General features: G+C 64.2%; 24 protein-coding genes. 8 read left to right on the top strand and 16 right to left on the bottom strand.

All coding sequences use genetic code 11. The features are described 5' to 3' along the window. Nucleotides 1–982: 982 nt before the first annotated feature. The 10 genes from FPZ08_RS21730 to FPZ08_RS21685 all read right to left on the bottom strand — a co-directional run bounded on the left by FPZ08_RS21730 (nucleotide 983) and on the right by FPZ08_RS21685 (nucleotide 13,029). A complete protein-coding gene (locus FPZ08_RS21730; protein ID WP_186767136.1) occupies nucleotides 983–3,883 on the bottom strand; it encodes an Ig-like domain repeat protein in 2,901 nt (966 codons plus the stop codon). Between the two features lie 266 nt (nucleotides 3,884–4,149). Beyond that, the gene (locus tag FPZ08_RS21725; protein ID WP_146292811.1) at nucleotides 4,150–5,805 is read right to left on the bottom strand and encodes a thiamine pyrophosphate-binding protein; all 1,656 of its coding nucleotides are present in this window, start codon (nucleotides 5,803–5,805) and stop codon (nucleotides 4,150–4,152) included. A gap of 77 nt (nucleotides 5,806–5,882) precedes the next feature. Continuing rightward, nucleotides 5,883–7,397 carry a tripartite tricarboxylate transporter permease gene (locus tag FPZ08_RS21720; protein ID WP_146292809.1) on the bottom strand — a complete coding sequence of 505 codons (1,515 nt, stop codon included), beginning with the start codon at nucleotides 7,395–7,397 and terminating at the stop codon, nucleotides 5,883–5,885. Then, nucleotides 7,397–7,843, bottom strand: coding sequence for a tripartite tricarboxylate transporter TctB family protein (locus tag FPZ08_RS21715; protein WP_186767135.1), 447 nt, complete (start codon nucleotides 7,841–7,843; stop codon nucleotides 7,397–7,399). The genes FPZ08_RS21720 and FPZ08_RS21715 overlap by 1 nt, the downstream gene beginning before the upstream one ends. Nucleotides 7,844–7,877: 34 nt before the next feature. Then, a complete protein-coding gene (locus tag FPZ08_RS22110) occupies nucleotides 7,878–8,603 on the bottom strand; it encodes a Rid family hydrolase (RefSeq protein WP_186767134.1) in 726 nt (241 codons plus the stop codon). Beyond that, nucleotides 8,600–9,070 carry a MaoC family dehydratase gene (locus FPZ08_RS21705; RefSeq protein WP_146292804.1) on the bottom strand — a complete coding sequence of 157 codons (471 nt, stop codon included), beginning with the start codon at nucleotides 9,068–9,070 and terminating at the stop codon, nucleotides 8,600–8,602. The genes FPZ08_RS22110 and FPZ08_RS21705 overlap by 4 nt, the downstream gene beginning before the upstream one ends. A gap of 23 nt (nucleotides 9,071–9,093) precedes the next feature. Continuing rightward, nucleotides 9,094–10,290 (bottom strand): CaiB/BaiF CoA transferase family protein, encoded by a 1,197-nt coding sequence (locus tag FPZ08_RS21700; protein ID WP_146292802.1) that lies wholly within the window; start codon nucleotides 10,288–10,290, stop codon nucleotides 9,094–9,096. Between the two features lie 7 nt (nucleotides 10,291–10,297). Next, complete coding sequence (locus tag FPZ08_RS21695) at nucleotides 10,298–11,269, bottom strand: Bug family tripartite tricarboxylate transporter substrate binding protein (RefSeq protein ID WP_186767133.1); 972 nt, start codon at nucleotides 11,267–11,269, stop codon at nucleotides 10,298–10,300. A gap of 51 nt (nucleotides 11,270–11,320) precedes the next feature. After that, nucleotides 11,321–12,469, bottom strand: coding sequence for an FAD-dependent monooxygenase (locus FPZ08_RS21690; RefSeq protein WP_146292798.1), 1,149 nt, complete (start codon nucleotides 12,467–12,469; stop codon nucleotides 11,321–11,323). Nucleotides 12,470–12,477: 8 nt separating this feature from the next. After that, entirely contained in the window at nucleotides 12,478–13,029 is a 552-nt protein-coding gene (locus FPZ08_RS21685; protein ID WP_186767336.1) for a TetR/AcrR family transcriptional regulator, read from the bottom strand. Here FPZ08_RS21685 and FPZ08_RS22105 point away from each other — a divergent pair. Together FPZ08_RS22105 and FPZ08_RS21680 are read left to right on the top strand one after the other, a co-directional pair. Further along, nucleotides 13,028–13,201: a hypothetical protein gene (locus FPZ08_RS22105; RefSeq protein ID WP_186767132.1), complete on the top strand. Its 174-nt coding sequence runs from the start codon at nucleotides 13,028–13,030 to the stop codon at nucleotides 13,199–13,201. The two genes, FPZ08_RS21685 and FPZ08_RS22105, sit on opposite strands and share 2 nt — an antisense overlap. A 201-nt stretch (nucleotides 13,202–13,402) precedes the next feature. Beyond that, entirely contained in the window at nucleotides 13,403–13,849 is a 447-nt protein-coding gene (locus FPZ08_RS21680) for a MaoC family dehydratase (protein WP_146292795.1), read from the top strand. A 79-nt stretch (nucleotides 13,850–13,928) separates the two neighbouring features. Here the strand turns inward: FPZ08_RS21680 and FPZ08_RS21675 are convergent, their stop codons facing one another. Then, nucleotides 13,929–14,315 (bottom strand): PRC-barrel domain-containing protein, encoded by a 387-nt coding sequence (locus FPZ08_RS21675; protein ID WP_146292793.1) that lies wholly within the window; start codon nucleotides 14,313–14,315, stop codon nucleotides 13,929–13,931. Nucleotides 14,316–14,485: 170 nt separating this feature from the next. Here FPZ08_RS21675 and FPZ08_RS21670 point away from each other — a divergent pair, with 170 nt between their 5' ends. Then, complete coding sequence (locus FPZ08_RS21670; RefSeq protein ID WP_146292791.1) at nucleotides 14,486–14,818, top strand: hypothetical protein; 333 nt, start codon at nucleotides 14,486–14,488, stop codon at nucleotides 14,816–14,818. A 169-nt stretch (nucleotides 14,819–14,987) separates the two neighbouring features. On the opposite strand, the gene FPZ08_RS21665 is transcribed toward FPZ08_RS21670, so the two are convergent. The 3 genes from FPZ08_RS21665 to FPZ08_RS21655 form a co-directional block, all read right to left on the bottom strand. After that, nucleotides 14,988–15,653: a YiaD family glycine zipper/OmpA-like lipoprotein gene (locus FPZ08_RS21665; RefSeq protein WP_146292789.1), complete on the bottom strand. Its 666-nt coding sequence runs from the start codon at nucleotides 15,651–15,653 to the stop codon at nucleotides 14,988–14,990. A 109-nt stretch (nucleotides 15,654–15,762) separates the two neighbouring features. Then, complete coding sequence (locus FPZ08_RS21660) at nucleotides 15,763–16,533, bottom strand: SDR family NAD(P)-dependent oxidoreductase (RefSeq protein ID WP_146292787.1); 771 nt, start codon at nucleotides 16,531–16,533, stop codon at nucleotides 15,763–15,765. Nucleotides 16,534–16,838: 305 nt separating this feature from the next. After that, nucleotides 16,839–18,152: a hypothetical protein gene (locus FPZ08_RS21655; RefSeq protein ID WP_146292785.1), complete on the bottom strand. Its 1,314-nt coding sequence runs from the start codon at nucleotides 18,150–18,152 to the stop codon at nucleotides 16,839–16,841. A 336-nt stretch (nucleotides 18,153–18,488) separates the two neighbouring features. Here FPZ08_RS21655 and hemA point away from each other — a divergent pair, with 336 nt between their 5' ends. The 5 genes from hemA to FPZ08_RS21630 all read left to right on the top strand — a co-directional run bounded on the left by hemA (nucleotide 18,489) and on the right by FPZ08_RS21630 (nucleotide 23,025). Next, complete coding sequence (hemA, locus tag FPZ08_RS21650; protein ID WP_146293401.1) at nucleotides 18,489–19,769, top strand: 5-aminolevulinate synthase; 1,281 nt, start codon at nucleotides 18,489–18,491, stop codon at nucleotides 19,767–19,769. A 137-nt stretch (nucleotides 19,770–19,906) separates the two neighbouring features. Then, nucleotides 19,907–20,281, top strand: coding sequence for a VOC family protein (locus FPZ08_RS21645; RefSeq protein WP_146292783.1), 375 nt, complete (start codon nucleotides 19,907–19,909; stop codon nucleotides 20,279–20,281). Between the two features lie 139 nt (nucleotides 20,282–20,420). Next, on the top strand, nucleotides 20,421–21,206 hold the full coding sequence (locus FPZ08_RS21640) for a nucleotidyltransferase domain-containing protein (protein ID WP_146292781.1): 786 nt from the start codon (nucleotides 20,421–20,423) through the stop codon (nucleotides 21,204–21,206). A 74-nt stretch (nucleotides 21,207–21,280) separates the two neighbouring features. After that, entirely contained in the window at nucleotides 21,281–22,546 is a 1,266-nt protein-coding gene (gene lysA, locus FPZ08_RS21635; RefSeq protein WP_246132757.1) for a diaminopimelate decarboxylase, read from the top strand. A gap of 17 nt (nucleotides 22,547–22,563) precedes the next feature. After that, complete coding sequence (locus FPZ08_RS21630) at nucleotides 22,564–23,025, top strand: hypothetical protein (protein WP_146292779.1); 462 nt, start codon at nucleotides 22,564–22,566, stop codon at nucleotides 23,023–23,025. Between the two features lie 15 nt (nucleotides 23,026–23,040). On the opposite strand, the gene FPZ08_RS21625 is transcribed toward FPZ08_RS21630, so the two are convergent. After that, nucleotides 23,041–25,611 carry an autotransporter outer membrane beta-barrel domain-containing protein gene (locus tag FPZ08_RS21625; protein ID WP_146292777.1) on the bottom strand — a complete coding sequence of 857 codons (2,571 nt, stop codon included), beginning with the start codon at nucleotides 25,609–25,611 and terminating at the stop codon, nucleotides 23,041–23,043. 658 nt (nucleotides 25,612–26,269) lie between these two features. Beyond that, entirely contained in the window at nucleotides 26,270–26,848 is a 579-nt protein-coding gene (locus FPZ08_RS21615; protein ID WP_146292775.1) for a dihydrofolate reductase family protein, read from the bottom strand. Nucleotides 26,849–26,936: the final 88 nt, after the last annotated feature.

Raw genomic sequence — 26,936 nt, 5'->3', positions numbered from 1 at the left:
GCGCACCATCAGTTGCTTGCAGGCATCTAAGCGTTATGAGCCAAAAGCAACACTTAAAGTCTATTGCCAGCGTAATTCCAACCAACTGATTTCGCTGTTCTTTTTTCAGGTTCATGTCCGAGAATTTCTCAGACGTTCTTTCGTCTGTTGTAGGTCAGACGCTGACCATCCACCTTGGCGTAACGCTTGGCAGACCACTTCCCAGCTTGGTCAACAGGGGCAATCCGGCCCGCTGCGACCTGTCGTTCAAGCCACTTCGCGGCCCTGTCAGTGAGCTTCCCCAGGTGCTTCTTCCAAGATGAAGACGGTCGCCCGTCCGCCTCCTTTTGCCCCGCCAGTGATCCACCCAGAGGACACCTAAGTCTCGGGCGGACCGGGGGTTGGAACAGCGGGCCATATGATTGGCACACCACTCTAGAAAACCATCGTAGGACGGCTGTGATGGAAAGGCGGGGAGCGATGAAAACTCCCACGGTATTTTTGGCATTCTTAGGCTCCTAGTTGCGCAGCGTTGCCGAACATCCAAATGGGACATAGGCAGCGGGGTTCAACTCTCTGGCTATCGTAAAATTCGACACACTGGAAAGAGCCACTATTGAAAAAGACAAGTAAGAACATAGACTTGAGGACTGACACGGCTCCCCTCGCCAGCTCTCCGGTTGGCACTCAATTGGAGCCACTCATCTGTGAAGGACTACCATCGCTTCGGAGCCAGGCTCTCTGCCTCTGGTGGCCGTAGACGCCTCTCATCCACTTGATCAACGGAGCAACCAGAAGGGTCTTTGGTCTCGACTTGGCGAACCATGCATTCTCAGTCGCTACTTGCGGCAGCTACAGATCAGAGCTACAAAGCGACTTCCAAAAAGCCCGGAAATCCTGGATTTTAGGCGGTGTGGACGGCGTTCAATCCTGTCCGGCAGCACCATTTTCTTCCCGCATTATGGACCGACGCCCGCGCGAGAATCATCGCGAAAGCTCACCCTTATTGCATCGGCAGGCTGAGCCGGACTTTTGCGCTGGTCGCGTTGTCGGTGTTGCCGCCTATGCCGTCGAGGGCGGTGGAGAGGCCGAATCTGGCGCCTGATGGCAGGGACAGGTCGATGGTGCCTTCGATGCGGCCGTGCAGGTTGTCGAAGCCGAAGCCTGCAATGGTCCTGGTCAGCTCCGCCACGCCTTCGAAGCGCAGGCCGGTGTCGATGACCACATCGCCGCCGGTCGTGTAGCGATAGGAGATGGCGGGACCTACTGCGACCTGGCCGAGGCCGGCGGTGATCGAGGGAATGCCCACGCCCAGGCTGTCGGTATAGGCTTGGGTGGTTTCCTCGAAATAGCTGAGCCGGCCGCGCGGGCTGAAGGTCCAGTTGTCCCACTGCCATTGCCCCTGCAGGGAGGCGCTGACCAGCCAGCGGGTGGCGTCGAACCCGTCCTCATAGGTGCCGAGGGGGCTGACCCGGTTCTGCGAGGTGCCGGCGGCCGCCACAAGGTCGAGGTAAAGGTTCTCGTTCAGCAGCGCGGTGACATAGGGCCCGGCCAGCCAGCCGGTTCCGGATATGCTCGCGGCGCCCGGCACCGTGCCCTGCGCCAGGTGATCCAGTTGCACGAAGCCGCCGATCAGCAGGTCCGGCGTGACCAGGTAATCCGCGCCGAAGCTGGCGGCGCTGAAATTGCCGTCGGGGCGGCCGGTATCGACGATGGCGAAGGTGCCTTCGAGCCAGATATCGAGGGCGTTGGGGGCTTCATTGCCGGCCAGCCGGTCGATGGCGCCGAGCGAGGTGGAGACGGCGAGCGGGCTGCCCGAGGCGACGCCGGGCAGATAGCCCATCAGCGACGAGACCGGATTGCCGCCCGACGAGACGACCCCATTCAGCCGGTCGATGCGACGCTGGATATCGGGCTGATTGGAGAGGATCAGCCCGGCGCGGGTGGTGAGGAAATCCTCGATGAGCTGAACCGTGCGGTCGCGGGACTGGACCGAGATGAAGGTGCAGATCAGGGCCTCGCCGGCATCGAGCACGATCCGGGCCGAGCGATTGGCGATGTCGATGATGCTGTCCGCGTCGGAACAGGCCAGCGATGTCAGCCCGAAGCCGGCGCCGCTCATGTCATCGGCGGTGATGGTATAGGTTCCGGCCGCCAGCGCGACGGCGGGGCTCTCCCCGCGCCCGCCCGAGGTGGGAATGGACAGGTTGAGTTCCGTTGTGGGTGACGAGAAGCCGAACACGGCGTCGCCGCCTTCGGTCTGCTGCCGGATGATCACCGAGCCCTGCGCCAGCACGGTATGGGCGAGCGGCGGCGTGACCGAGCCGGCATGGTTCGTATCGCCGTCATAGCGGGAAATGATCGCGTGGCTGCCGTCGGAGAGCAGGCTGGTCCGCAATGTCGCAATACCGCCTGCTACGGCCACTGGCGTTTGCGGGACGCTGTCGATCAGGAAGGTGACTGTGCCGGACGCCGTGGCCGGCGATACGGTGGCGGTGAATGTCACCTCCTGCCCCGGCGCGGAAGTGGGGCTGGATGCGGCGATCCCCACAGTGGTGGCGACCTGCCCGACCAGATGCGTGACGGGCGCGGAGGTGCCGGGCAGGTTGCCGCTATCCCCCGCATAGACGGCAATGATGCTGTGCGGACCGACGCCCAGCGTGGCAATGGAAAGCGCCGCCTCGTTGCCGGATAGCACGACGGTGTCCAGCGCGGTCGCGCCGTCGAAAAAATGCACGCTGCCCGTCGGGCTGCCACCGCCGCCCACCGTGGCGGTAAACGTAACCGGTGTGCCGAAGGTCGAGTTCGGCGCCGAAGCGGCGAGCGTCACGGTCGAGACGAAGGGGGTGAGGGTGAATTCCGTCTCCGGCGACAGCGCCGAACTATTGCCGGAGGCGTCGGTTGCCCTGGCGCGCGCGCCGTGGGGACCGGCGGTGAGCGTGGAACTGGTATAGGTCCAGTCAGTGCCCACAACGGGTATGTCCGTAGCCACCGGCGAGCCATCGATCTCGACAGTTACCGTCGAGCCGGCTTCGGCCGTGCCGCCAATAGTCGGCGTAAGCCCCGGGATCGTCGAGCCATGCACGGGCGTGGTTATGACCGGCGGCAACGGCGCTGTCGTATCCGTCAGGCTGTTGCCCGTCAGCGGCACGGATATCGTGCCCGAAACGGCATCGCTGATGATTTCGAGCTGCGCCGTCTTTGTCCCCATCGTCAATGGATTGAAGATGATCGCAAAGGGCGAGGTGGTGGAAATCGGTCCGGGCGCGGAAGGGCTCACGGCAAAGTCGGTGCTGCCGTTGATCCTGAGTTCGGTAACGTTGACCGATGAAATTCCGATCGAGCGCAAGGTGAAGTTGCGGACGGCCGGCACATCACCGGGTCCCACATCCCCGAAGTCGCGGCCATTGAGCGCGGTGGCAGGGCCGGAGGACACGGCGCCACTATATTCCAGTTGCACATCGGGCCGGGGAATGCAGTCCGGGTCGAGGGCCATGTCGATGAGCGTCTGATGATAATAGCCCTCGAAACCGGAGGGGACATTGGTCGGATCGGTTGGGGGCGTATCGTAGGAGCGTCCATCGCCGGCATCGGTAAACGACTGATAGAGATAGAGATACAGCGCCGTTCCCACGATATGGTTGGTGGAAAAGCTGCGCTGAACGGTCTCTGTCGCCGCGGTGGAGCCGGGTGGCGGGAACACGGCGTCAATGCCGCCGATGCCGCCGAGCGTGTTCCAGACTCCCAGGGAAACACTTTGCAGGTCGTCCGCCGTATTTGCCCCATAGGTGACGCTCAGATCGGCAGTTTCGCTGTTCTTGTAGGGGCCGGCCAGGCACAGGTCGTCCGTCACGAAACTTGTGGTCAGGAAGCCGTTGGTGGCAGCGGCCGCAGCCTGGGACACAGCCAGCACCGGCAGCAGGGCACCAAGGAGCAGAATGGAAGCGGCTTTGCTCAGCGACCGAACCAGGGGCGCATGCCGGATACAATCGAATCGCACGCGCAACACCCTATGAACAATGAAAAATTGCTAAAATAAATCGCTGGTCCCGACCCTAACACCCTCCGCGCTGGTTGCAATATGCCATTGGTGAAGGCGCGGCAGGTGAACCGCGCCCTCATCGCTCATCCAGAGATTGTCCGTCCGGATCAGGGCGATCCGGGCACGGGCTAGCCGTGCTTTACCAGCGACCGCCGGGTCATGGGGGAGATCACCGTGTCGGCGATGTGGATGTCCCAGACTTCGGGGCCTTCGCTGGCGGTAAAGGCCTGTGTCAGGGTGGCAATCTGCTCTTCCGCAGTGACCACCCGGCCGCGAATGCCATAGCCTTCGGCCATCCTGCCCATGTCGCCGCGCCCGAAGACCGCCCCGGCGTCGCTCAGGCCCTGGGCGCGCAGCCGGTGGATTTCCGGGCCATAGGCGCCGTCGTTGAGAATGCAGACCAGGATGCGCAGATTGTAGCGCCGGATAGTCTCCATCTCCTGCATATGCATGAGCACGCTGCCATCCCCGTCGATCACCACCACGGTGGCATCGGGGCGCGCCGCGGCCACGCCGATGGACTGGCTGAGCGCATTGCCGATGGCGCCGAATTCCCGGATGGTGATGAAATCGTCGGCCTTGCGCCCGCGCATATGCACCGAGAAATGCGCGTTGTGCCCGGTGCCGTTGACCAGCACCCAGTCCTTTGGCAGGGCCGCATCCAGGGCGGCCACCGCCCGGCGCGGGTCGATCGTATCGGCTGGCACCGGGAAATCATGGGTATCGGCGGGTTCCTGCGCGATGCGGCGGGCGGTTTCGGCATCCCGCCATCCGGCCTGCGGGGCGCGGGTGCCCACGGCCTCGATCAGTGCCTCGACGCCGAGCCGTGCATCGGCCCGCAGATAGTGGTCGGCGGTGCGCCGGGCATGCTTGACGCCAACAGGGTGCTCGTCGATCTGGATCACGCGCGCGCCGGGAAAGAGCTTGCCGCTATCGGCGGTATAGCTGGTGAGGCTGGCGCCCACGGCGATGATCAGGTCTGCCTTGGCCATCATGTCGCGCGTGACGGCGCTGGAATAGCCGCCCGCCACGCCCAGTTCGAACGGATCTGGGCAGAACAAGCCGCGCGCCGGCAGGGTCGTGGCCAGTAGCGCGCCGGTCCTGGCGGCCAGTGCGCGGCAGGCGTCGGCGGCGCCGGCCAGCCGGGCACCACGGCCACCCAGCACGACGATGCGCTGGGCCGCTTCGATCATGACCCTGGCCGCGGCGACATCGGTCGGCGGCGGCTGTAGGGGCGCCAGCGTGGGAATGAAATCGGTTGATGGCTGATAGGGCTGGTCGTCTTCCACCATGAGCTGCTGCAGATCATAGGGCACACCCAGCACGACCGGCCGGTTCTGCGTCCGCGCGATGAAGAAGGCCTCGCTCACATATTTCGCCATGAGTTTGGCGCTGTGGCAGGCAATGTAATGCGCGCCCGTGGCCACGACGATGGGCGCCTGCTCGATGCGCTGGCCATACCAGGCCGCGCCCAGCGGGCTTTCGCCGGCAAAGATCACCATGGGAATATTCGAGGCGCTGGCGCTGGCCAGGGCCGTGGTGATCTGGGTCAGCCCCGGCCCGCAGGTGACCGAGGCGACGCCCACCGTATCGCGGGCGCGGGAGAAGCCGGCGGCCATGGTGCAGGCGCAATGCTCATGCCGGACGAAATAGGCCCGCACATCAGGCAATCCGGCCAGGGTGGTCATGAAGTGCATGTTGCCATCGCCCATCAGGCCGAAGCACACATCGACGCCCTCGGCGGCGAAGGCACGGGCCAGCATGGTGTAGATCTTTTCGGACATGGAGATGTTCTCGTCTGTAACGGGGCTCGACCTGGAGCCAGGATGGGGTGTCGGCCGGGCGGCTAGGCGTCAGGGGATCATCCCCGCGCCTCCGCCGCAGCCGCCCGGTCAGCCAGGTAGGAGCGGTATTTATGCACGCCGATCAGCCCGATCAGGACGACGATGAGGCCAAGGAAGGTGGCGCTCAGCGGATGCGTCACGAAGACCGTCAGGTCGCCGCGGGACAGCAGCATGGCGCGCCGGAAATGCTCTTCGAGCATCGGGGCCAGGATGAAGCCGAGGATGAACGGGGCCAGTTCGAGGTCGAGCTTGAGGAACAGGTAGCCGGCCAGGCCGAACGCGGCGGCGATATAGATGTCGCTGGCAGCGAAGCCGATGGAATAGATGCCGACGCAGCCAAAGGTCAGGATGGCGGGGCAGAGCCAGCGATAGGGCACGTCGAGCAGCTTCACCCACAGGCGGACGAGCGGCAGGTTGAGCACCAGCAGCAGCAGGTTGCCGATGACCATGCTGGCGATCAGGCCCCAGAACAGCGTCGGCTGCTCCTGCATGATGCGCGGTCCCGGCGTGATGCCCTGGATCAGCAGCGCGCCCAGCATCAGCGCCATGGTGGCGCTGCCCGGAATGCCCAGCGTCAGTGTCGGGATGAACGAGGTCTGCGCCGCCGCATTGTTGGCGGCCTCCGGGGCGGCGACGCCCTGGATGGCGCCCTTGCCGAACTGGCTGGGGTCCTTGGCCACCTTCTTTTCCAGGATATAGGCGGCGAAGCTGCTGATGGAGAGCCCTGCCCCCGGCAGGATGCCGATCAGCGTGCCAAGCCCGGTTCCACGCAGGATCGGGCCGATCGAAACCTTGAGGTCCTCCAGCGTCGGCAGGATGCGGCCGGTCTTGACGGTGACCTGCCCCTTGGGCTCGGGGTCGCCGAGATGCCGCACCATTTCGGCAATGCCGAACAGGCCGATGGCGAGCGCCGAGAATTCGATACCGTTCGACAGTTCGCGGAAGCCGAAATCGAGGCGGGACACCCCCGAATTGATATCGGTGCCGATCAGGCCGACCAGTGCGCCCAGCATGGCCATGACCACGCCCTTGAGCACCGATCCCTGCACCAATGCGCTGGTGCAGCACAGGGCAAAGGCCATCAGCGCAAAATATTCGGCCGGCCCGAATTGCATGGCGACCGAGGCGAGCGCCGGCGAGAAGACGGCGATCAGGATCGTGCCGATGACACCGGCAATGAACGAGCCAATGGCAGCAATGGCCAGCGCCGCGCCGGCCCGGCCGCGCTTGGCCATGGCATGGCCATCCATCATGGTGACGACGGAGGAGGCTTCGCCCGGCAGGTTGACGAGGATGGCCGTGGTCGAACCGCCATACTGGGCGCCGTAATAGATGCCCGCCAGCATGATGATTGCGCCTTCCGGCGGCAGGCCGAAGGTCACCGGCAGCAGCACCGCGATGGTGATCAGCGGCCCCACGCCGGGCAGGATGCCGATAAAGGTGCCTAACAATACGCCACACAGGCAGAGCAGCAGGTTCTCCGGCTGCAGGGCGGTGGCAAAGCCGAGCGCTATGTTCTGAAAGCCTTCCATCACAGTGGCCCCAGGCGAATTGGAATGTTCAGGAAGTGCACAAAGATGACAATCGCCATCGCGTTGTAGAGCCCCAGCATCATGGGCAGCTCGATCAGCTTGCGGTCGGTATTGGCGATCCAGCAGCCGGTGATCAGCACCGAAAGCGCGACCACCAGCCCCAGCGGATCGAGCAGCACACCGAAGGCGACGACCGAGCCAAGGATCACGACCAGCGGCCGTCCATCATTGAAGGTCACCTTGTCCTCGGCCTCCTGGCCGCCACGTCGGGCCAGCACCAGGTAGAGCACGGCCAGCACGGCCATGCCGATCCCCAGCACCATGGGGAACATGCCCGGCCCCATGTCGTGCAGCGAACCGAGGCGATAATTGGTGGCCATGGCAGCGGCGCCGAGGCCGAGCAGCGCGAGGAGTGCCGCACTGATTATGTATTTGGGCAGGGTCATGGTTCCATCCTCCTGGATCATGGGCTTGCTCGAATTATCCCGCTTGCGGGGCGGACCGGATGCGGTTCCAGGCCAGTATCTGGGGCTCGGCAAAGAGCCCGCCGCGCTGGTAGGGATCGCTGGCGACAAGGGCTTCGATTTCGGTCCGGCTGGCCGCTTCGATCAGCATCATGCCGCCGATCGGGGTCGTGCCGTCATCGGCGACCAGCGGCCCGCCGCCCTTTACCGCCGGCGCGAGGCTCGCGACATATTGGCGATGCTCGACCTCGAGCCGCGCCCGCAGGTCCGCCGGCGCATCGGGCCGGTCGAAGCGGATGATGGCGTAGAGCTGGCGACTGGCAGAGACGGCCGGCCTGGGCGCGGGCCGGGGCGGCACATGGGCAATGGCCGATATTTCGATGAGCGCGCCGGGGCGCAACAGTCCCGCCACCTGCACGCCGGTTGAAATGGGCCGCCGGCTGCCGAGGAATTCCCGGCGCACCGCGGCGGTGCCGGGATAGTTCTCGGCCGTAACGTAATAGTCGGTGGTGGCGACGATATCCTTGCAGCTCGCGCCCAGGCTCTGCAGCAGCTCTTCGAATTTCTCGAAGATGCGGCGTGTCTGGCCGACGATATCGCCCGGCGCCACCAGTTGATGCTGCGCATCGGTGGCCGTCGTGCCCGAGATATGCACCATGTCGCCCACCCGCACGGCGGGCACATAGGTCAATTTGTCGGTCCAGCCATGCGGACCGAGAATTTCTTCGGGTGATCCGCTCATGGCACTGCGGGCGTGTCGAACACGCGATAGAGGTGAAAGCCTTCCAGCACGGTTTCCTCGCGCTGGTTGGTCAGCTCGGTCCTGATCCGGCAGAATATCCGGGCGCCATCGCGCCAGATGCGCTCGATGGTGAGCTTGGGCTGCAGCGTATCGCCGACCATGGCCGGGGCCAGGAAGCGCGAGCCCTGCTCGACGATGACGAAACCATGGATCAGCCCCACCGCGGCGGTGGCGCCGAGCGCGGTCAGGCCATTGAGCAGCAGGCCATGCGCCAGCGGCCGGCCGAACTGGGTGGCCCGCGCATATTCCAGATCGTAATGGATCGGATGCATGTCATTGGTGATCGCCGAAAACAGCGTGAAATGGGTGTCTGTCAGTGTCTTGGATGGCCCGAGAAACACATCGCCGGCTTTGATGGCGAGTTCGGGAATTTCAATATCGTTGTCCGGCAAAGTCGTTACGGTCATGTCTTACTATCGGGTTGGTGGCACTAAGCGGCGGCCATTTTGGCGATCTGGTCGGCGCTGTAGCCGAGCTTGCCGAGAATGTCGGCGGTATGCTCGCCCAGCTCCGGCGGCGGCGTGCGAATGCTACCGGGCGTTTCGGAGAGATAGGTCGGGATGGCGGTAGTGAGGATCTTGCCGAGCGTGGGATGCTCGATGTGCTGGAAGAAGTTCGTTTCGGTGAGATACGGGTCCTCGAACATGTCGGCCAGGCGCTTGACGCGGCCGCAGGGCACGTCGCGGCTCTGCAGGTTCTCGATGAGATAATCCGAGCTGAAAGCGCCGGTCCGCTCGCCGATGAAGCCGTAGAGATCGTGGAAATTGCGCGACCGGGCCGACAACGTGGCGAAACGGGGATCGTCCATCGCCTCGGGACAGCCGAGCACGTCGAACAGCGCGCGCCAGTGGCCGTTCGAATTGGCCATGATGCAGACGAAGCCATCGCTGGTCGGCAGCGGCCGCCGGTTGGGCGTGGTCAGCCGCTGGTAACCGAGCTGGGTCTTGTCGCCGTCGAAGGCGGCCTTCCACATATGCTCGACCATCAGGAAGGACAGCAGCGTCTCGAGCATCGGGACCTGGATTTCCTGGCCGAGGCCGGTTTTCTCGCGCGCATAGAGGGCAAAGCCGATGGCGCTGGCCAGTGACAGGCCGGCCAGCTTGTCGGCCAGCACGGTCGGGACGAAGCGCGGGGCGCCATTGCCACCGGCGCCGAGATCGGCCAAGCCGCTCTCGCCCTGGATGATGTCGTCATAGGCCGGGCGATTGCTGTAGGGGCCGTCCCAGCGATAGCCCTGGGCCGAGGCATAGATGATGCGCGGATTGCGCGCGGCCACCGCGGCATAGTCGATGCCCAGCCGCTCGGTGGAGGCCGAGCGCATATTGTGCACCACGACATCGGCCTGCTCGATGAGACGGAACAGGGCTTCCTTGGCCCCGGGGTCGCGCAGGTTGAGCACGAGGCTGCGCTTGTTCCGGTTCATCGTCACATAGAAGGCGCCCATGGCCTCCCGGGGGCCAATGCCGATCTGGCGATTGAGATCGCCCCCGGGGGATTCGACCTTGATGACATCCGCCCCCATGTCGCCAAGGTGTTGCGTGGCAAGCGGTCCGAGCACGGCCGTCGTCAGGTCGATGATCGTAACGCCGTCGAGCGCGCCGGGCGGCAATGGGGATGGTATCGTCATTTGTGTCTCAACCGACCTTTACGTCGGCTTCCTCGATGATTGCGGACCACTTCTCGATGTCGTTGCGGATGACTTCCGCGAACTCTTCGGAGGTGTTGCCAACGGTGTCGCCGCCCAGGTCGCGCACGCGGTCGACCAGTACGGGGTCGGTTGCGGCGCGGATGCAGAGCTCTTCGAGCTGCGCGACGATGTCGGCCGGCGTGCCGGCCGGCGCGACCAGGCCGTTCCAGACCGAGGATTCAAAGCCAGTCAGGCCCTGCTCGTCGATCGTCGGGATATCCGGCGCCTGCGCCGTGCGCTCCAGGCTCGACACACCGATGCCGCGGAGTTCGCCGGATTCGATATCGGGCAGTGCCGAGGACGAGAAGGCGAAGTGGATGTCGCCGCGCTTGAGCGCCAGCGACACGTCCGGCGCACCGGCATAGGGCACGGCCATCACATCGATATCGGCGACCGAGGCAAACAGCGCCGCGGTCAGGTGCGGCGAGGTGCCGGCGCCCGGTGCACCATAGTTCAACTCGCCCGGATGCTCCTTGGCATAGGCGATCAGCTCGGGGACGCTGTGCACGTCCAGCTTGGGCGTGACAGTCATGTAGAGCGGGAAGCTGGTGACGATGGTCAGCGGGATGAAGTCGGTGCGCGGGTCATAACGGATGTCGGGAAACAGGCCGACATTGATGGCCAGCGTGGTCACCGAGCCCATGAGCAGCGTGTGCCCGTCGGGGCGGGACTGCGACACATGCTCGGCGCCGATCATCGTGCTGGCGCCCACCCGGTTTTCGACCACCACCGGTGAATCCAGATAGGTCTGCAGGCGCTCCGCGGCCAGCCGCGACCAGGTATCGGCGCCACCACCCGCCGCCTGGGGGCAGACGATGGTGATGGCGCGGGACGGGAAACTCTGCCCGAAAGCAGGCAGAGGTGCGGCGGCCAGGGCCATCGTACCGGCGACAAAACTGCGTCGGCTCATCTTCGTCATCATGCACGTCCTTTCAAATCAGGTATCGCTAGGAGAGGGCGGGAGGAGGCGTTATGCGAGCTCGGTTTCGGGCTCGAGTGGGGTGGACCAGGCGTCGTAGCCGTAGACCCAGCTCGGGTCGGTCCGGCGACGCATCCATTTGTTCTGGCTGGCTTCGAGCTGCATTTCGGAGGCACGCGGTTTGCGCACCGCTTCGTAATGCGCGAAGGCCTCGCGATGATCGCTGAAGGCCGCCAGTGCGCGGGCCAGCACCACCGCATCCTCGATGGTGCAACTGGCGCCCTGCGCCATATGCGGCAGCATGGGGTGGCAGGCATCGCCGAGCAGCACCAGCCTTCCGGCATGCCAGGTCGGCAGCGGATCGCGCACCAGCATGGCCCATTTGTGGACCTTCGGCGCCGCGGCGATCACGGCGCGAACCTCGGGATGGAAATGGGCGAACTCGGCCTTGAGATAGTCGAGATCGCCTTCGGCCGACCAGGATTCGGGTGTCGACCAGCTCACATCCTCGGGCTGGTTGGTGCAGAAATAGACCTCGTCCAGCGCCTTGGTCGTATAATAGATGACGATATGGCGGTCAGGGCCCCACCACTTGGTGCGCGACTGATTGAGGCGAAGATCACCCAGCAGCGCCGCCGGATAGGTGGCCCGATAGGCCACGCGGCCGGTCTTGACCGGATTGACCGGACCGATCACCTCGTCCTGCACCCGCGAATGCACGCCATCGGCGCCGATGACCAGGTCGGCCCGGGCGGTCCGCCCGTCGGCAAAGCTGAGCTCGACCCCGTCATCATGCTGCACAAGGCCGCTCAGGCGGGCGCCGCGATGGATATGATGATCGGGCACGGCGCTATGCAGCGCATCGTGGAGATCGGCGCGGTGCAGGCACAGGAACGGCGCGCCATAGCGGTCGAACATTTCGGCGCGCAACGGCAGCTCATTGGTCACTTCGCCCGTATCATGGGCCACGTTGAGGCTGGTCAGCGGCTGCAGGCCCGTCTCGACCAGGCGATCCTCCAGCCCGATGCCGCGCAGGCTCTTCATGGCATTGGGGCTCATCTGGATGCCGGCGCCCACCCTGGCGAATTGGGGCGCCTGCTCGTAGACGGTCACCTCCATGCCCAGCTTGAGCATGGCGGCGGCTGCGGTCAGCCCGCCAATGCCGGCGCCGATAATGGCGATGGATTTAGGTTTGCTCATTGGGCTGCTCACGAATTTGGTTGCCGAAGGGCAAGGGAGGGTGCCTCGCCCGTGGTGAGAACGTCGGAGCCCCGGGTCCACAGGCCCGCGAGGAAAAACGTCACCATGTCGTCGGCAATCTGGGAGGGGGTGAGTTCGCCATCGGCGTGATACCAGCGCGGGATCCAGTTGATGGAACCCAGGATGGCAAAGCCGGCGATGCGCGGGTCGGGGCATTCGAAACTGCCCTCTTCAACGCCGAGCTGGATGAGGTCGCGTACCCCGTGCTCGAATTCGTCGCGCTTGCTGATATAGGCACCCAGCCGCTCGGCCGGGGCATTTTCGAGATCGGCCACCATGACGCTGCCGAGGCCTTCCTCAAGCAGCACGAGGATATGCCGGCGCAACACGGCCTGGAGCTTGTCGGCTGACGAGCCGGCCCGGGCCCGCTCCTCGCTCAGGATGTTGAGACTGATATCCACGCAGAAGACGTGGAACTGCAGCAGCAGGTCCTGCTTGTCGGAAAAGTAATAGTAGAGATTGCCCTTGGTGACGCCGAGCTGCTCGGCGATGGCCTGCATGGTCAGGGTGCTGAACCTGGACTGCCGCAAGACCCGCCCGATGCTGCGCATCACCGAAAGCCGGCGCTCATCGGGAGAGCCCTGCCTGCCAATCCATCCGTCTTCTGTCGATTCCGTTGCCAAGCTGGCCGCTCCAGTTTTTGACTTTGACTTCAAGTTCAAAAACAGCTAACAGCATAAATATTGGGCGTCAACCGGTTTTCGCCGAGAATTTTGGCACTACAATCCGAGCGGACACCGAGGGCATCGCGCAGAAGGCACTCTGCGAAAAATGATGCCGTGACAAAGGGATAGAGTGGCCTGGATTCGGGAGAATGCAGGCGCTCCGGCAACCGGATGACCGCTTCGGCGGGTTTGAAGATTGGGAGAGGGAATGGGTTATCTCTACGAGGATTTTCGCGAGGACTTTCGCTTCGAAAGCTATGCGCGGACCATCACGGAGTCCGATCTATCCCTGTTCTGCGCCCTGGTGGGGTATCACGTCCCCCTGTTCATCGATGAGCATTATGCGCGCACCACGTCCTTCGGCGGGCGGATTTGTCCGAGCCATCTCATCATGTCGATTTCGACCGGCATGACGGAGTCGCTGTTTCGCGACGGCATCATGGGCATGCTGGGTCTCGATGGCGGGCGCTTCTTCGCCCCGGTCCGTCCGGGCGATACGATCCGCACTGTGGTGACCATTGTCAGCCGGAAGGAGACATCCAAGCCCGATCGCGGCATCGTCGTCTTCCGCGACGAGGTCTTCAACCAGGACAATGTCCTGGTGTTCCAGATGGACAAGACCGCCCTCATCAAGCGCCGCGACGGCGCGGCCTGAGCCGCAACAAAAACCGACGCCCCGTTGTGGAGCGCCGGCCGGCAGTATCATCTGGTGCTGAAATGTCGCTCCGGTACGGCTAGATCCAATACGGGGTCACACCATAATAGTCGTAGACGCGGCGCCCGTTCTCGGCCGTCCAGAAATCGTCGTCATTGTCGTATTTCGGCGCGCCTTCGAGCTGGTCCTTGGTCACGTCGACCCGATAACCGCCCAGGCTTTCGTCATAGTTGAGCTTGGACCAGGGCAGCGGATAGTGATCGTGCCCCATGCCGAGGAAACCGCCGAAGCTCAGCACGGCATAGGAAACCTTGCCGCTGCGCTTTTCGACCAGAATGCGCTCGATCGAACCGATATGTTCGCCATTGGGATCGTAGACCTTGGTGCCCTCGACCTTGTCGGAAGCAATGAGGTCGTGCGTTTCCTTGACGTTGGCGTCGCGGTTGCGAATGTCTTCATAAGCCATCTCGAACTCCTCTTGGTTGCGTGTGGGGGGTCAACGTCACCGGGGCGGCAGCGGTTCCGACCTGAAAAAATGTGATCGCGCATTGGCAACGGATGGCGGCGGGAACTCCCCCGCACACCACGCATTGAGTCTCCCGAGGGCCCTCCGGCCCGTGACAAAGGGAGGTTTTTATGGCCACAGCACCCAAGCAGCCCGCCCCGACCGTTGCCGAGGTCGATGTGCTGGTCGACGAAAACGGCTCGCGCATCGACGTGCCCGATGGCTCGCCGATCAAGGTCGCCGGCGAGCATGAAGCCACGGTCGGCGCCACCGGCCCCACCAATTGGTGGCTTTACGGCGTTATCGGACTGGCCATCGTCATCGCCGTCCTGTTCCTGATGCAGATGTTCCAGGGCGCCCCCGCGACCGATGTACAGCCCGGCACCCCAACCTCGGAAAGCGTGGTAGCGCCGGCAACCGACCCGACCGTACCGGTGCAGGAACCGGCGGTTCCGGCGCAGTAGGCCCAAGCGCCCTCAGCCCAGTAGACCTCATGGTGAGCTTGTCGAACCACGAGGGCGTGGCACACAGGCCTCCACTCGCTCGACCTCGTGGTTCGACAAGCTCACCATGAGGTCTTGAATAGAAAAAGCGCGGCCCAATGGGCCGCGCCTTCCGCATTCTTCCAACAAATCAGCCGTTGATCGGCGCGATCTGGATTTCCACGCGGCGGTTCTGCGCGCGGCCGGCTTCGGTGGCGTTCGACGCGATCGGGGAGGTTTCGCCCTTGCCTTCGATATAGAAGCGGCGCTGGTCGATGCCCTGGTTGGCCAGGATGGTGGCGACCGAAACGGCGCGGCGCTGGCTGAGGCTCAGATTGTAGGCGTCGTCGCCCTGGCTGTCGGTGTGGCCGTAGACGTCGACGATCGACTTGTCGAACTTCTTGAGCACGAGCGCGACCGAAACCAGCGTCGAATTGAAGGCCGGGTTCACCGTCGACTGGTCGGTGGCGAAGGTGATGTTGGACGGCATGTTGAGGATGATGTTCTGGCCGACACGAGTCACCGAAACGCCGGTGCCCTGCAGTTGCGCGCGCAGCTCGGCTTCCTGCTGGTCCATGTAATTGCCGATGGCCGCGCCGGTCAGGCCGCCGACACCGGCGCCGATCAGTGCACCCACGCGCGGGTCACCGCCCACGGCAGCACCCACCAGCGCGCCGGCAACGGCGCCACCGCCCGTACCGATCAGCGCGCCGCCGGCAGTGTTGGAAATCTGGGACTGGCCCGTATAGGGATTGGTGGTGGTGCAGGCGGTGAGCGCCAGCGTCGCGGCGAACGCGACCAGAATCTTCGACTTCATAGATTATCCCCCTGAAGGATCATGACAGTGGCCTGTTGGTGACCACTGAATACGGCAGGATGGTGGTGAAGCAAAGAGCCTGAACCCGGAATGAACGGGATAGCGCCCATCACCCATTGGCCCAGCCGCCATCGACGAGGAATTGTTGTGCCGAAATCATGGCGCTGTCCTCGGCGGCCAGGAACAAGGCCATGCGCGACACGTCATCGGGATAGACCATCCCTGCCAGCGCCTGTTCGGCCGCGATTCCCTTGAGCGAGGCTTCGTCGAGCCATAGTTCCATCTGGCGCGGGGTAATCACCGCGCCGGGCACCAGCGAATTGACGCGGATGCCGGACTGGCCCAGTTCGCGCGCCATGGAGCGCGTCAGGCCATGGATGGCGGCCTTGGCGGTTTCGTAGAGCGGGATGCGGGGCGTCATGATCATCCAGCTGATCGAACCCAGATTGATGATCGAACCGCGCCCCGCCGCGATCATGCCCGGCGCCACGGCCTGCATGGCGAAGAAAGCGTGCTTGAGATTGACCGCCATGCGGTCGTCCCAATAGTCCGGCGTCACCTCGCGCCAATCATGCCGCTGGTCGTGGGCGGCATTGTTCACCAGCACCAGCGCATCGCCATGAACAGCGGCAAAGCCGGCAATGGCCGCGCGATAGGCCGCCACATCGGTGACATCGCAATGGGCAAACCGCACCGCCTGCCCCGCCGAGGTCAGTTCGGCGGCCAGCTTTTCACCCGCCGCGTCAGCGATATCGACAAAGCCGACCTTGCTGCCCTGCCCGGCAAAATGGCGCACCATGCTCTCCCCGATGCCGGAAGCACCGCCTGAAATGATCACCGGCACACCGGCAAGGCTGGGATAGGTGGCGAACTGGCTCATGAGAAATCCGGGAGGGGTGAGGACGGTCCCTCTCAGATACCGCCCTCGCACCGGCCATGCAAGCGCATTGAGGTACGTACATCAATCTCCGATGTAGTTGGTCGCCCTTCGTTTGCGGGCGGCGTGTTCCTCGATGTCTGGGCGCTTCCCTTCTCCCCTTGAGGGAGAAGGTGCCCGAAGGGCGGATGAGGGGTGTCGAGCTATCCGCAAGCATTGACGCATGGGATGGCGCAGGACCCCTCACCCGGTTTTCCGCTGAACGCGGAAAACCGCCCTCTCCCTCAAGGGGAGAGGGGAAGCCCGCCTCATGCGTCCGCCATCACCTTCCGCGGGCTCACCTCCCGCCGCTCCACCTGCTCGAGCAGTGCCATCACCTTCTCCACATTGGCCAGGTGCCGCTGCTCCATCGAAAAATTCAGCGTCACATATTCGCGGCCGGGGCAGAAGGTGACGATATTGGTGGCCGGGTGCCAGGCGCCGCAATAGATCGGCTCGACCACGCCATGGGTCATGGGGCCATAGGTGCGGTGCGGCGGCACCAAAGTCAGCACGACATGAATGCCGCCATTGAAGCGCCAGAAGCGCTTGCCGGGCAGGAAAGGCAGCACGCGGTTGATGGCGCGCAGCGCGCCGAACATGGCCAGCATCATCACCTGGAACTTGGTGATATCCTTCTGCTCGATGGCCGCCACCGTGTCGTCCACCGCCCGCACATAGTCGACGAAATCCTCCAGCACGGCGAATTTGGCCTCCAGTGCCCGCACGCGGAAGAAGTCGTCGTCGGCATCGTTCCGCCTGGTGTCGAGCATCGTATAGGCGGCGCCGATCACCTTCTTGCTCATCGTCTTGTCCTCGCCCTCTCCATTGAGGGCGTGGGTCACCAGCGCGAACAGCAGCGAGCGCTGACGCACGCCGAGCTTGTTGGCGAGCAGGCGCAGCCGGTGGCGCCTGAGCGCCAGCGTGCGGAAGCCCCAGGGCTTTTCCGCCGGGGCCATGATATTGGCGATGGCCATATAGAGCACGGCGGTAAAGCCACCGCGCAACACGCCCTTGAGCCGCGAGCGCCAGCCCACCTTGTTGGACTGGTCCGACATGGTGCCGTGGCTCGCCGATTGCGATCGCGTCAGCAGCGCCGAATCGGAGCCTTCCAGCAGGGCATGGCTCGACCGCACCTGGATGACCGAGGTCCGCCCCGCCGCATCCGGGCCACCGCGCCGCACTGCCGCCATGACGCGGAACAGCGGCAGGTCGGGCGCATCGAAAATATCGGTCGACTTGCCGAGCCATTTATCGGGATAGCCGTCGAGTTCATCGACCAGCTCCACCGAAGTAATGGCGTCGAGCATATGCTTGGGGAATGGGTGCCCCGGCCGTGCGCCCTCGAAGCCATGCGTCAGCTGCGGCGCCAGCGCCACCATTTCGGCCACCAGGTTTCCCAGGCCATCCTGATCGAAGCTGTTGGTGGAAAAGGCGGTGAAGAAGACGGTGTCCTGGCCCTGGTAGAGAAACCACTGGAAATCGGTGAACAGAGCCTGCGGATTGCGGCGCACCGCCGCCTGCGCCAGGTCGAGCACTTCGGCATGTTGCCCGGCGAAACTGGAAGACGAAAAACTCTTCACTGAACTCACCCCCTCGCGAGCCCATGCGGGCTTTCCACGATGGTAATCTGAGAGTGAACTTGCTTCAACAGTCGCGCGACAGTCTCGATTTATGAATGAAAGCAACCGCGCCAGCGATATTGAGCGCCATCCGGCGCGATTGCCGCATTGGCAGAAGGCCCTTCACACTTTAGAATGACTCTCATGTTCGCCGCCCCGACCCTTGTGCCGGAAGGGGTTGGCGGGGGCGTGGCGCGCGTCGAATTGACCTATGTCAATGCAGATGGCTCCAACCTAGTTATGACTTGTTCGCCGGCGCGACCTTACCCGCCGACGGCAGGACAAAAGGACGTTTCGATGGACTATCGCGGCATATTCGAAGATGCAGTGGATACGCTGCGGGCAGAAAAGCGCTATCGCGTCTTTGCCGATCTCGAGCGGGTGGCGGGCCAGTTTCCCCGCGCCATCTATCGCGACGATGCCGACAATATGCGCGACATCACCATCTGGTGCTCCAACGATTATCTCGGCATGGGCCAACACGCCAAGGTGATCGGTGCCATGCAGGACACCGCCAGCAAGCTGGGTGTCGGCTCGGGCGGCACCCGCAATATTTCGGGCACCAATCGCCCGCTGGTCGAGCTCGAGCGTTCGCTTGCCGACCTGCACCGCAAGGAAGCGGCCCTGGTCTTCACCTCGGGCTTCGTTTCCAACGAAGCGGCCATTTCCACCATTGGCCGCCTGCTGCCCGATGGCATCATCTTCTCCGACCAGCTCAACCACGCTTCGATGATCCAGGGCGTGCGCCAGTCGGGCATGCAGAAGGTCATCTTCCGCCACAATGACGTGGCCCATCTGCGCGACCTGCTCGCCGCGACCGACCGCAAGCGCCCCAAGCTGATCTGCTTTGAATCGGTCTATTCCATGGATGGCGACGTCGCCCCCATCAAGGAAATCTGCGACCTGGCCGAGGAATTCGGCGCGCTGACCTATATCGACGAAGTCCATGCCGTGGGCATGTATGGCGAGCGCGGCGGCGGTATTGCCGAGCGCGAAGGCCTGATGGACCGGATCGACATCATCGAGGGGACCCTGGCCAAGGGCTTCGGCACGATGGGCGGCTACATCACCGCCAACCGGGCCATTGTCGATGCCGTGCGCTCCTATGCGCCCGAATTCATCTTCACCACCTCCCTGCCCCCGGCCCTCTGCGCGGCAGCCCGCGCCTCGATCGAGCATCTCAAGGGCTCGAGCCACGAGCGCATGATGCACCAGCGCCAGGCCCGTCTCACCAAGGCGATCCTGGCCGATGCCGGCCTGCCGGTCATGGAGACCGAGACCCATATCGTGCCGCTGATCGTGGGCGATGCCCGCGCCGTCAAGGCGGCCAGCGACATGCTGCTCGACAAGCACAATATCTATATCCAGCCCATCAACTACCCGACCGTCCCCAAGGGTACCGAGCGCCTGCGCATCACGCCGACGCCGCTCCATACCGACGAGATGATCTTCGCCCTGCGCCATGCTTTGGTTAGCGTCTGGACCAGCCTCGAGCTGCCGCGCGAGCCGGCCGATGCCAAGATCACGGCCAGCAAGCTGACCTCCGGCGACCTGACCCTGCCGACCATCGGCGGCTAGCCAACACCTCAGAGACCTCATGGTGAGCTTGTCGAACCACGAGGTCGCGTGAGTGGAGCTATGGTCACCATAAGGGCTACTGTCGGAACAGGCCGGGTTCATCCGTCATTCTGATCACAGCAGACGGAGTGTGACCCATGGCGGACGATCAATTCATCCTTGGCGGTACGGGAACGGAGATGTTTTCGGGCATTCCCGTCAGCAACTTCCAGACGTCCCTTGACTGGTATCAGCGCCTGTTCGGCGCCAAGCCCAGCTTCTTTCCCAATGAGACCGAGGCGGTCTGGGCCATTGCCGAGCATCGCTGGATCTACATCATCGTGGATGTGGAGCGGGCCGGCGGCGCGATCCAGACCATCATGAGCAGCGACCTCGAAGCTGTCATTGAGCAGATTTCCGAGCGCGGCCTCAGCTTCGGCCAGGAGGAAATCCCGGCCGAAGGCGTGCGCAAGGTCATGTATTACGACCCCGACGGCAACGAAATCGGCCTCGGCCGCATCCCGTCCGAGTAGCCTGCGGGCACAGCATGGCACAGGACATCGGCGCCAGCGGCCAGGATCGCCAATTGCGCCCCTGCGCGGCACACCATCGGGGGTAAGTTGCACGAATGGTGGGTTCGCCATAACCTGAACTGCTGGCTTGGAGAATCGAATGACCAGCAACCTGCCTTCCCTGCATGCCACCTTCCTCGATGCGCTGATTAAAAAGCTCGCCAAGGACCCACGCTTCGATGCCGTCCTTGCCGGCGGATCGATGGTGCATGGCGGCTTCGACGCCTTTTCCGACATCGACCTGGTGCTCGTCGTAAGGGACGACGTCTATGCCCAGGTCATGGCCGAACGGGGCGACATCGCCCGTGACCAGGGCGGCCTGCTCGCCGCCTTCACCGGCGAACATGTGGGCGAGCCTCGCCTGCTCATCTGCCTCTATGGGCCTGAGCTGCTGCATGTCGACCTGAAATTCGTCATCCTGTCCGACCTGACCAGGCTCGTCGAACGCCCGCTGATCCTGTGGGCGCGGGACGCGGCGGCGGTTTCCGGCGCCCTCGACAGGGCCCGCATCGCCTGGCCGGACAGGGCGCCCCAATGGTTCGAGGATCGCGCCTGGACCTGGCTGCATTATGCCGCCGTGAAGCTGCAGCGGGGTGAGTTGTTCGAGGCCATCGGCACGATCGCCTTCTTCCGCGACGCGGTCCTCGGCCCCATGCTGCATCGGCGCGCCGGACGGCCGCAGCGCGGCGTGCGCAAGCTCGAACAGGCCGGCATTGCCCAGGCGCTCCTGCCCACCGTGGCCACCCATGGCACGCAATCGGTGGCGGCGGGCCTCACCCATGCGATGCGGCTCTATCTTGAATTGCGCGCTGACCAGCCGCCGGAGACGACAATAGTCGGCATGCCCGAGCTGCTGCTGCCTTTACTGGAGGTGCCCGCGCGTTGACGCCCTCCGCCCGGTTCCCCTCCCGCCGGGAATAGCCTAAACACCTTCGGCCATTACCCGACGGAAGACTGTTCGTGACCAGACCCCAATCCTTGCGGCCGGACCTGATCCAGGCCGCGCTGAAATCCGCCCAGGGCGTCGGCACGCCGCTCTGGCTCTACGAGGCCGAACCGATCCGCCAGCGGGTGGCACAGGTGTCGGCCTTCGATTGCGTTCGCTATGCGCAGAAGGCCAACAGCAATACACATATCCTGCGCCTGCTGCGCGCCATGGGCGTCATGGTCGACGCCGTCTCGCTCGGCGAGATCGAACGCGCTCTGCGCGCCGGCTATGAGCCGGGCACTGACAGGAACGAGATCGTCTTCACCGCCGATATCATCGACGAAGCGACGCTGGCCCGCGTGGTCGAATTGGGCATTCCGGTCAATTGCGGCTCGCCCGACATGGTGCGCCAGGTCGGCCACGCCAAAAGGGGCCACCCGGTCTGGCTCAGGCTCAATCCGGGTTTCGGCCATGGCCACAACCGCAAGACCAATACCGGCGGGCCCTCGAGCAAGCATGGCATCTGGCACGAGGAATTCGAGGACAGCCTGCGGCTGGTCGATGAATTCGGCCTCACCTTGGTCGGCCTGCACATGCATATCGGCTCGGGCGTCGACTATGGTCACCTGCATCGCGTCTGCGACAGCATGCTGGACATGGTGCGGCGCGCCAATCGGCCGCTCGAAGCCATTTCGGCGGGCGGCGGCCTTTCGGTGCCCTACCGCGACGGCGAACCCGAGATCGACATTGCCGAATATCACGCGGCCTGGAACGAGACGCGGCGCGAAGCCGAGCGCATCACCGGCGGCCCGATCCGGCTCGAACTGGAGCCCGGGCGCTATCTCGTGGGCAATGCCGGCCTGCTGGTGGCCGAAGTCCGCGCGGTCAAGCAGGTGGCCGACAAGCATTTCGTGCTCATCGATGCCGGCTTCAGCGACCTCGCCCGCCCCATCATCTATGGCAGCCACCACGATATCTGCTTCGTCACGCCATCCGGCGTGCCGGTGGCCGGCCCCACCCATCCCCTGGCCGTGGCCGGCCCGCTCTGCGAATCCGGCGACGTCTTCACCCAGAAGGATGGCGGCTATGTCGAATTCCGCGACCTGCCGCTGCCCGCAGTTGGCGACCTGGCCATCCTGCGCGACACCGGCGCCTATGGCGCCGCCATGTCCTCGAACTACAATACGCGCCCCCTCGCCCCCGAAGTCATGCTCGATGGCGGCGCACTCACGCTCATCCGCAAGCGCCAGCCGCTCGAACAATTGCTCGACCTCGAAGAGGGCGGCGGCACGCTCTGAGCCTGGAAGGACGCATCATGGCAGATGACATCGGCGCCAAGGCCAATATCGCCAATCCGCAGCTCAAATTCTTCGAGCGGATCATCGGGCAATGGCGCACCACGGGAACGCATCCGGCCATGCCCGGCGTCACCTTGCACGGCCGGATTTCATTCGCGTGGCAGGACGGCGGCGCATTTGTCGTCTGGCGATCCGAGGTCGATGACCTGCGGTTTCCCGACGGCATTGCCATTATCGGCAGCGATGACGCGGCCGGCACCCTCTTCATCAGCTATTTCGACGAGCGCGGTGTCTCCCGCAAGTATGACGTCACCCTTGGCGAAAACGGCTTTGCCATGCAGCGCATGGACCCCAAATTCTCGCAGCGCATGACCTTCGCCATTGAGCCCCATGGCGCAAGAATGGTCAGCACGGGCGAGATGTCGCGCGAGGGCGCCGGCTGGGAGCCTGACCTGTCCCAGACCTTCGAACGCCTGTAAGCCGCACCAGGTGGCTCAGAACTTGACGCTGAGACTGGCCCTTGCGCCGTTCTCGTAAGCGCCGCCACCGAACCGGCCATTATACGAAAATCCCAGCGTGGCATTGGGCGCCAGGGTGAAATCGAGACCGGCTTCGACCATGGCGGCGTCCCGGGCGATGGGCGAACCCGCGACCGAAAACGCGTCGCCGCCGGCCAGCGCATGGGTCGCGGTCGGCACGGTATCGCCGAAAGCATGTTGCCAGCCCAGCGTGCCATGCGCCTTCGCCGCGATGTCGCCGAGTTCGAACGCCGTCGAGGCCCGCAGGCCCAATGTCGCGAATGTGGTATTGGTGGTCTGGCCGGCGCTCGTCAGGGCCGCGGCGCCGCCTGTTTCGGTATAGCCGTCGGTATGCAGGCTCACATGGGTGAGGTTGGCGAAGGGCTCGAAGCTGGCGGCCGGGGTGTCGAAGCGATAGCTCACTTCGCCGAAGGCCTGGAACAGGCCGGCGCCGTAGCCGGCAGTCAACGTGTCGGTAAAGCCGGGGAAGGCGACATTGCGCGTCGTGTCGATATGGCTCCAGCCATAGCTCGCCCCGCCCCTGATACCGAGCGCGCCGATCTCGGTGCCGCCATAGGCGCCCAGATAATAGGTGTCGGCATGGCCCGATGACGCCCGGTCGGCGGCGTCGAAGCCGGAACGGGTATAGCCAGCCACTACACCCAGAAGCGCGGTGTCGGTGACCAGGCCGTCAATGCCGGCCACCATGCCGCCGGTGGCGCTGTCCAGTCCGGCGGCATTGCCATCGCTATTGCGATGGCCCCAGCCCCCGAAAGCGGAGCCCCAGGCCGCGAAGCGCTCGGCCGGCGTGGGGACCAGCGCCCCGCCAATGGCCGAGCTCGCCATATTGCCGCCCGTGCCGGCATAGGCCAGAACAGGCGCATCCTGCTGCCCCAGGGCCGCGAAGCTGGCCCTGATACGATCGTTTACCGCGTCGGAAACGAAGTGGCTGCCATCGATCAGCACCGCCTGGCCCGAGGCATGGATTTCGCCCGAAAGCGCGTCGAAGGCGGCGCCGGCCACATCCTTGTCAGTCAGGTTGACGATGGCGTTGAACAAAGCTCCTGACCCCACGGATTGCGTCCCCTCGGCCGCCGCACACTGGTTGACGGTGAAGCCGGCCAGACAGAAGGTCGTCGCGCCGGGAATATGGCTGGTCAGATAGACGTTGTGGCTATCGTAGCTGTCGGTGAAATCGAGATAGAGATAGTCGTCCGCCACCGTTCCGAACGTGCCGGCGACCCCGGTGGCGGCACCGCTCGTCGAGGTGATGATCGTATAGGTGAGGCCGGGCGTATAGGTCTTGCCGTCATCGGTGCCGTTTTCCGGCGTGACATGCAGGATGGCGCCGATGTCGATATTGACCACGCCGCTGGCAATGGTCAGGTCACTGTCGGTGCCGGCCGTGTTGCCGCTATCGGCCAGTTCCACCTCGTGGATGGCGCCGGCGCCATAGCGCAGCGCACCGGCATGGATGGTGTCGATGGAATTGCCCGGCGCCAGGGTCCCACCCGAGGCGATCGTCACATCTCCCAGCACGCCATTGCCACCCAGAATGCCGCCGCTATTGACCGTCACCGCCGACAATGAGAGGTCGCCGTTGACCAGCAATGTGCCTTCATTGACGCTGGTCGGACCGGTAAAGGCGCTGGTGCCGGTCAGCGTCCAGGTGCCGGTGCCAGCCTTCTCGAACTCGGTAAAGCCCTGGAACAGCGCCGCAGCGCCAATCTGCGAAAGGTCGAAACCGGCATTCACCGCGCCGCCCAGCGCCAGCACATTGCCCGTGCCGCCGCCCGCCACGACATTGCCAACGAAACTGTAACCACTGAGCAGTTCCAGCCGGTTGTCATTCCCGCCGAAGATAACGGCTTCAGCTTGGTTGCCGCTGTCTGCCAGGCCGCCATTGATGACACCGCCATTGACGATAGTGATGCCGCCCGTCGTAGCGCCGAAAATACCGGCGCCACCGCCGCCGCCATTACCGCCGCTTATGGTGCCGCTATTGGTCACGATCGCGGTTTGACCGTCCCTGAAGACAATGCCCGCACCGCCATAGCCAAAACCACCACCATAGGAACTAGCACCGCCATTGCCGCCGACAATGGTGGTGGCATTGATGATGCTGCCACCCCAGGCCTCGATGCCGGCGCCGCCCGCACCTCCACTGCTGCCGGCACCACCCTGTCCGCCGGTGATAGTCGCTTGATTGTCGATGACACCGTTATTGCTGAGGACGCCAGTGCCGCCACCGCCGGCTATCGTGCCTGGTGCATCTCCGCCAGAACCACCGGTGATGGTGCCGGCCTCGTGAGACAGGGTGCCGCCATCATAAAGGAACATGCCGGCGCCGCTACCGCCGCCGGTGTAGCCGTCACCGCCATCGCCGCCCGAGATGATCCCGGCACCGAGCGTTGTGGTAGAGAGTGTGAAGCCGGCGCCGTTGAGCAGTACCACCCCCACGCCGCCGCCACCGCCACCGCCGGTCATGCTGCCGGCACCGCCATTGCCGCCATTGCCACCCGCCGCCGGTGCCAGAACGGCGCTCATTCCGTCGATGATCGTCCCGCCTGCGCCACCGCCACCGCCGCCGCCACCGACGTTGGCTGCGCCAGCACCGGGGATTCCGTTCAGTCCGGGATCAGATGGATTTCCGCCACCGTTTCCGCCATCTCCCGGGGTGTTGACGCCGCCCAAGCGGCCGGCGCCACCGCCGCCGCCGCCTGCGGCAAGGCCATTGGGAGAGCCTGGCGCGCCGCCGGCGCCTATTGCTGTACCACCTGCCAATGCCGAGCCACCAGGAACAGTTGCGGCCGAGCCCCCGGCCCCCCCATAACCGCCGCCGCCACCGCCGCCGCCTGCAATACCTCCTGGGCCAGATTTACCTAGGTTGCCAGGGTCACCACCATTACCCCCACCCTGGGTGATCATCTGTGCCAGAACCGGGGTCGGCGCTATGCAAACCAGCGCCAGTGCCAGCGCAGAAATGCCGCAGAGCAATACGCGACGGGACGAGGCGGCCCCGGTCGCGGCGAAAACAGCGGATGAGCAGTTAATCATGCAAAAATCCCCAGCCAGCACAGCGCAATGCCGCAAGGCCCCCTGTGGCAAACGATACGATCGCCAAAAGCCTATCGGAGATTCAGTGTTCGCCTTTGACCGTTCTTGCTGTGCGAGACGGACTGCCCGGTGTCAGGCCATCCGCAAATCAGGCATGCAGGCTGGGTCGGTAGATCAACTGCTGCGTGCGGCCGTCGAGCGTCCGCTGCTCGAGCAGTTCGAGGTCGAAGTCGGCAGCGCCGCCGAAAATTGGCTCCGTTCCGGTCTCGCCGGTAATCACCGGAAACAGCGTCACCTGAACCCGATCCACCAGCCCTGCTTTCATCAGCGCCCGGTTCATCGACAGGCTGCCATGCGAGCGCAACGGCACACTGGATTCTTCCTTGAGGCGGGCAACAACCTCGACTGCGTCGCCCCTGGCGAGGGTCGCATCCGGCCAGTCGAGCGGCTCGTCCAGCGTGTTCGACACCACTATTGCCGGCAGGTGCCGCATCCGCGTCACCCAGGCGTCGTGCACCTCTGATTCCCCGCTGCTCTCGGCCAGCATTTGCGCAAAGGCCCGATAGGTATGGGCACCCAGCACCATCCACTGCTCCTGATTGTACAAAGCAAGCCGGTGCGCGAGCAGTTCAGGCCCCTGCTTGCCCCAATACCCGCCCCAACCGCGACTGACGGAGCCGAAGCCATCGAGGCTCATGAAGACGTCGAAAGTGTAGGTAACAGTCATGGTGGTTCTCCTCACATTCATCTCTACGACGAACGAGGGAGACGTGTTCCGACATGAAAGACAGGGGGCGGGTGGGGTTGCGTGGGGA

It is taken from the genome of Devosia ginsengisoli (assembly GCF_007859655.1).
GTDB lineage: Bacteria > Pseudomonadota > Alphaproteobacteria > Rhizobiales > Devosiaceae > Devosia > Devosia ginsengisoli.
Note: the sequence above shows the minus strand (reverse complement) of the source record. Positions and strands in the feature narration are given on the sequence as shown.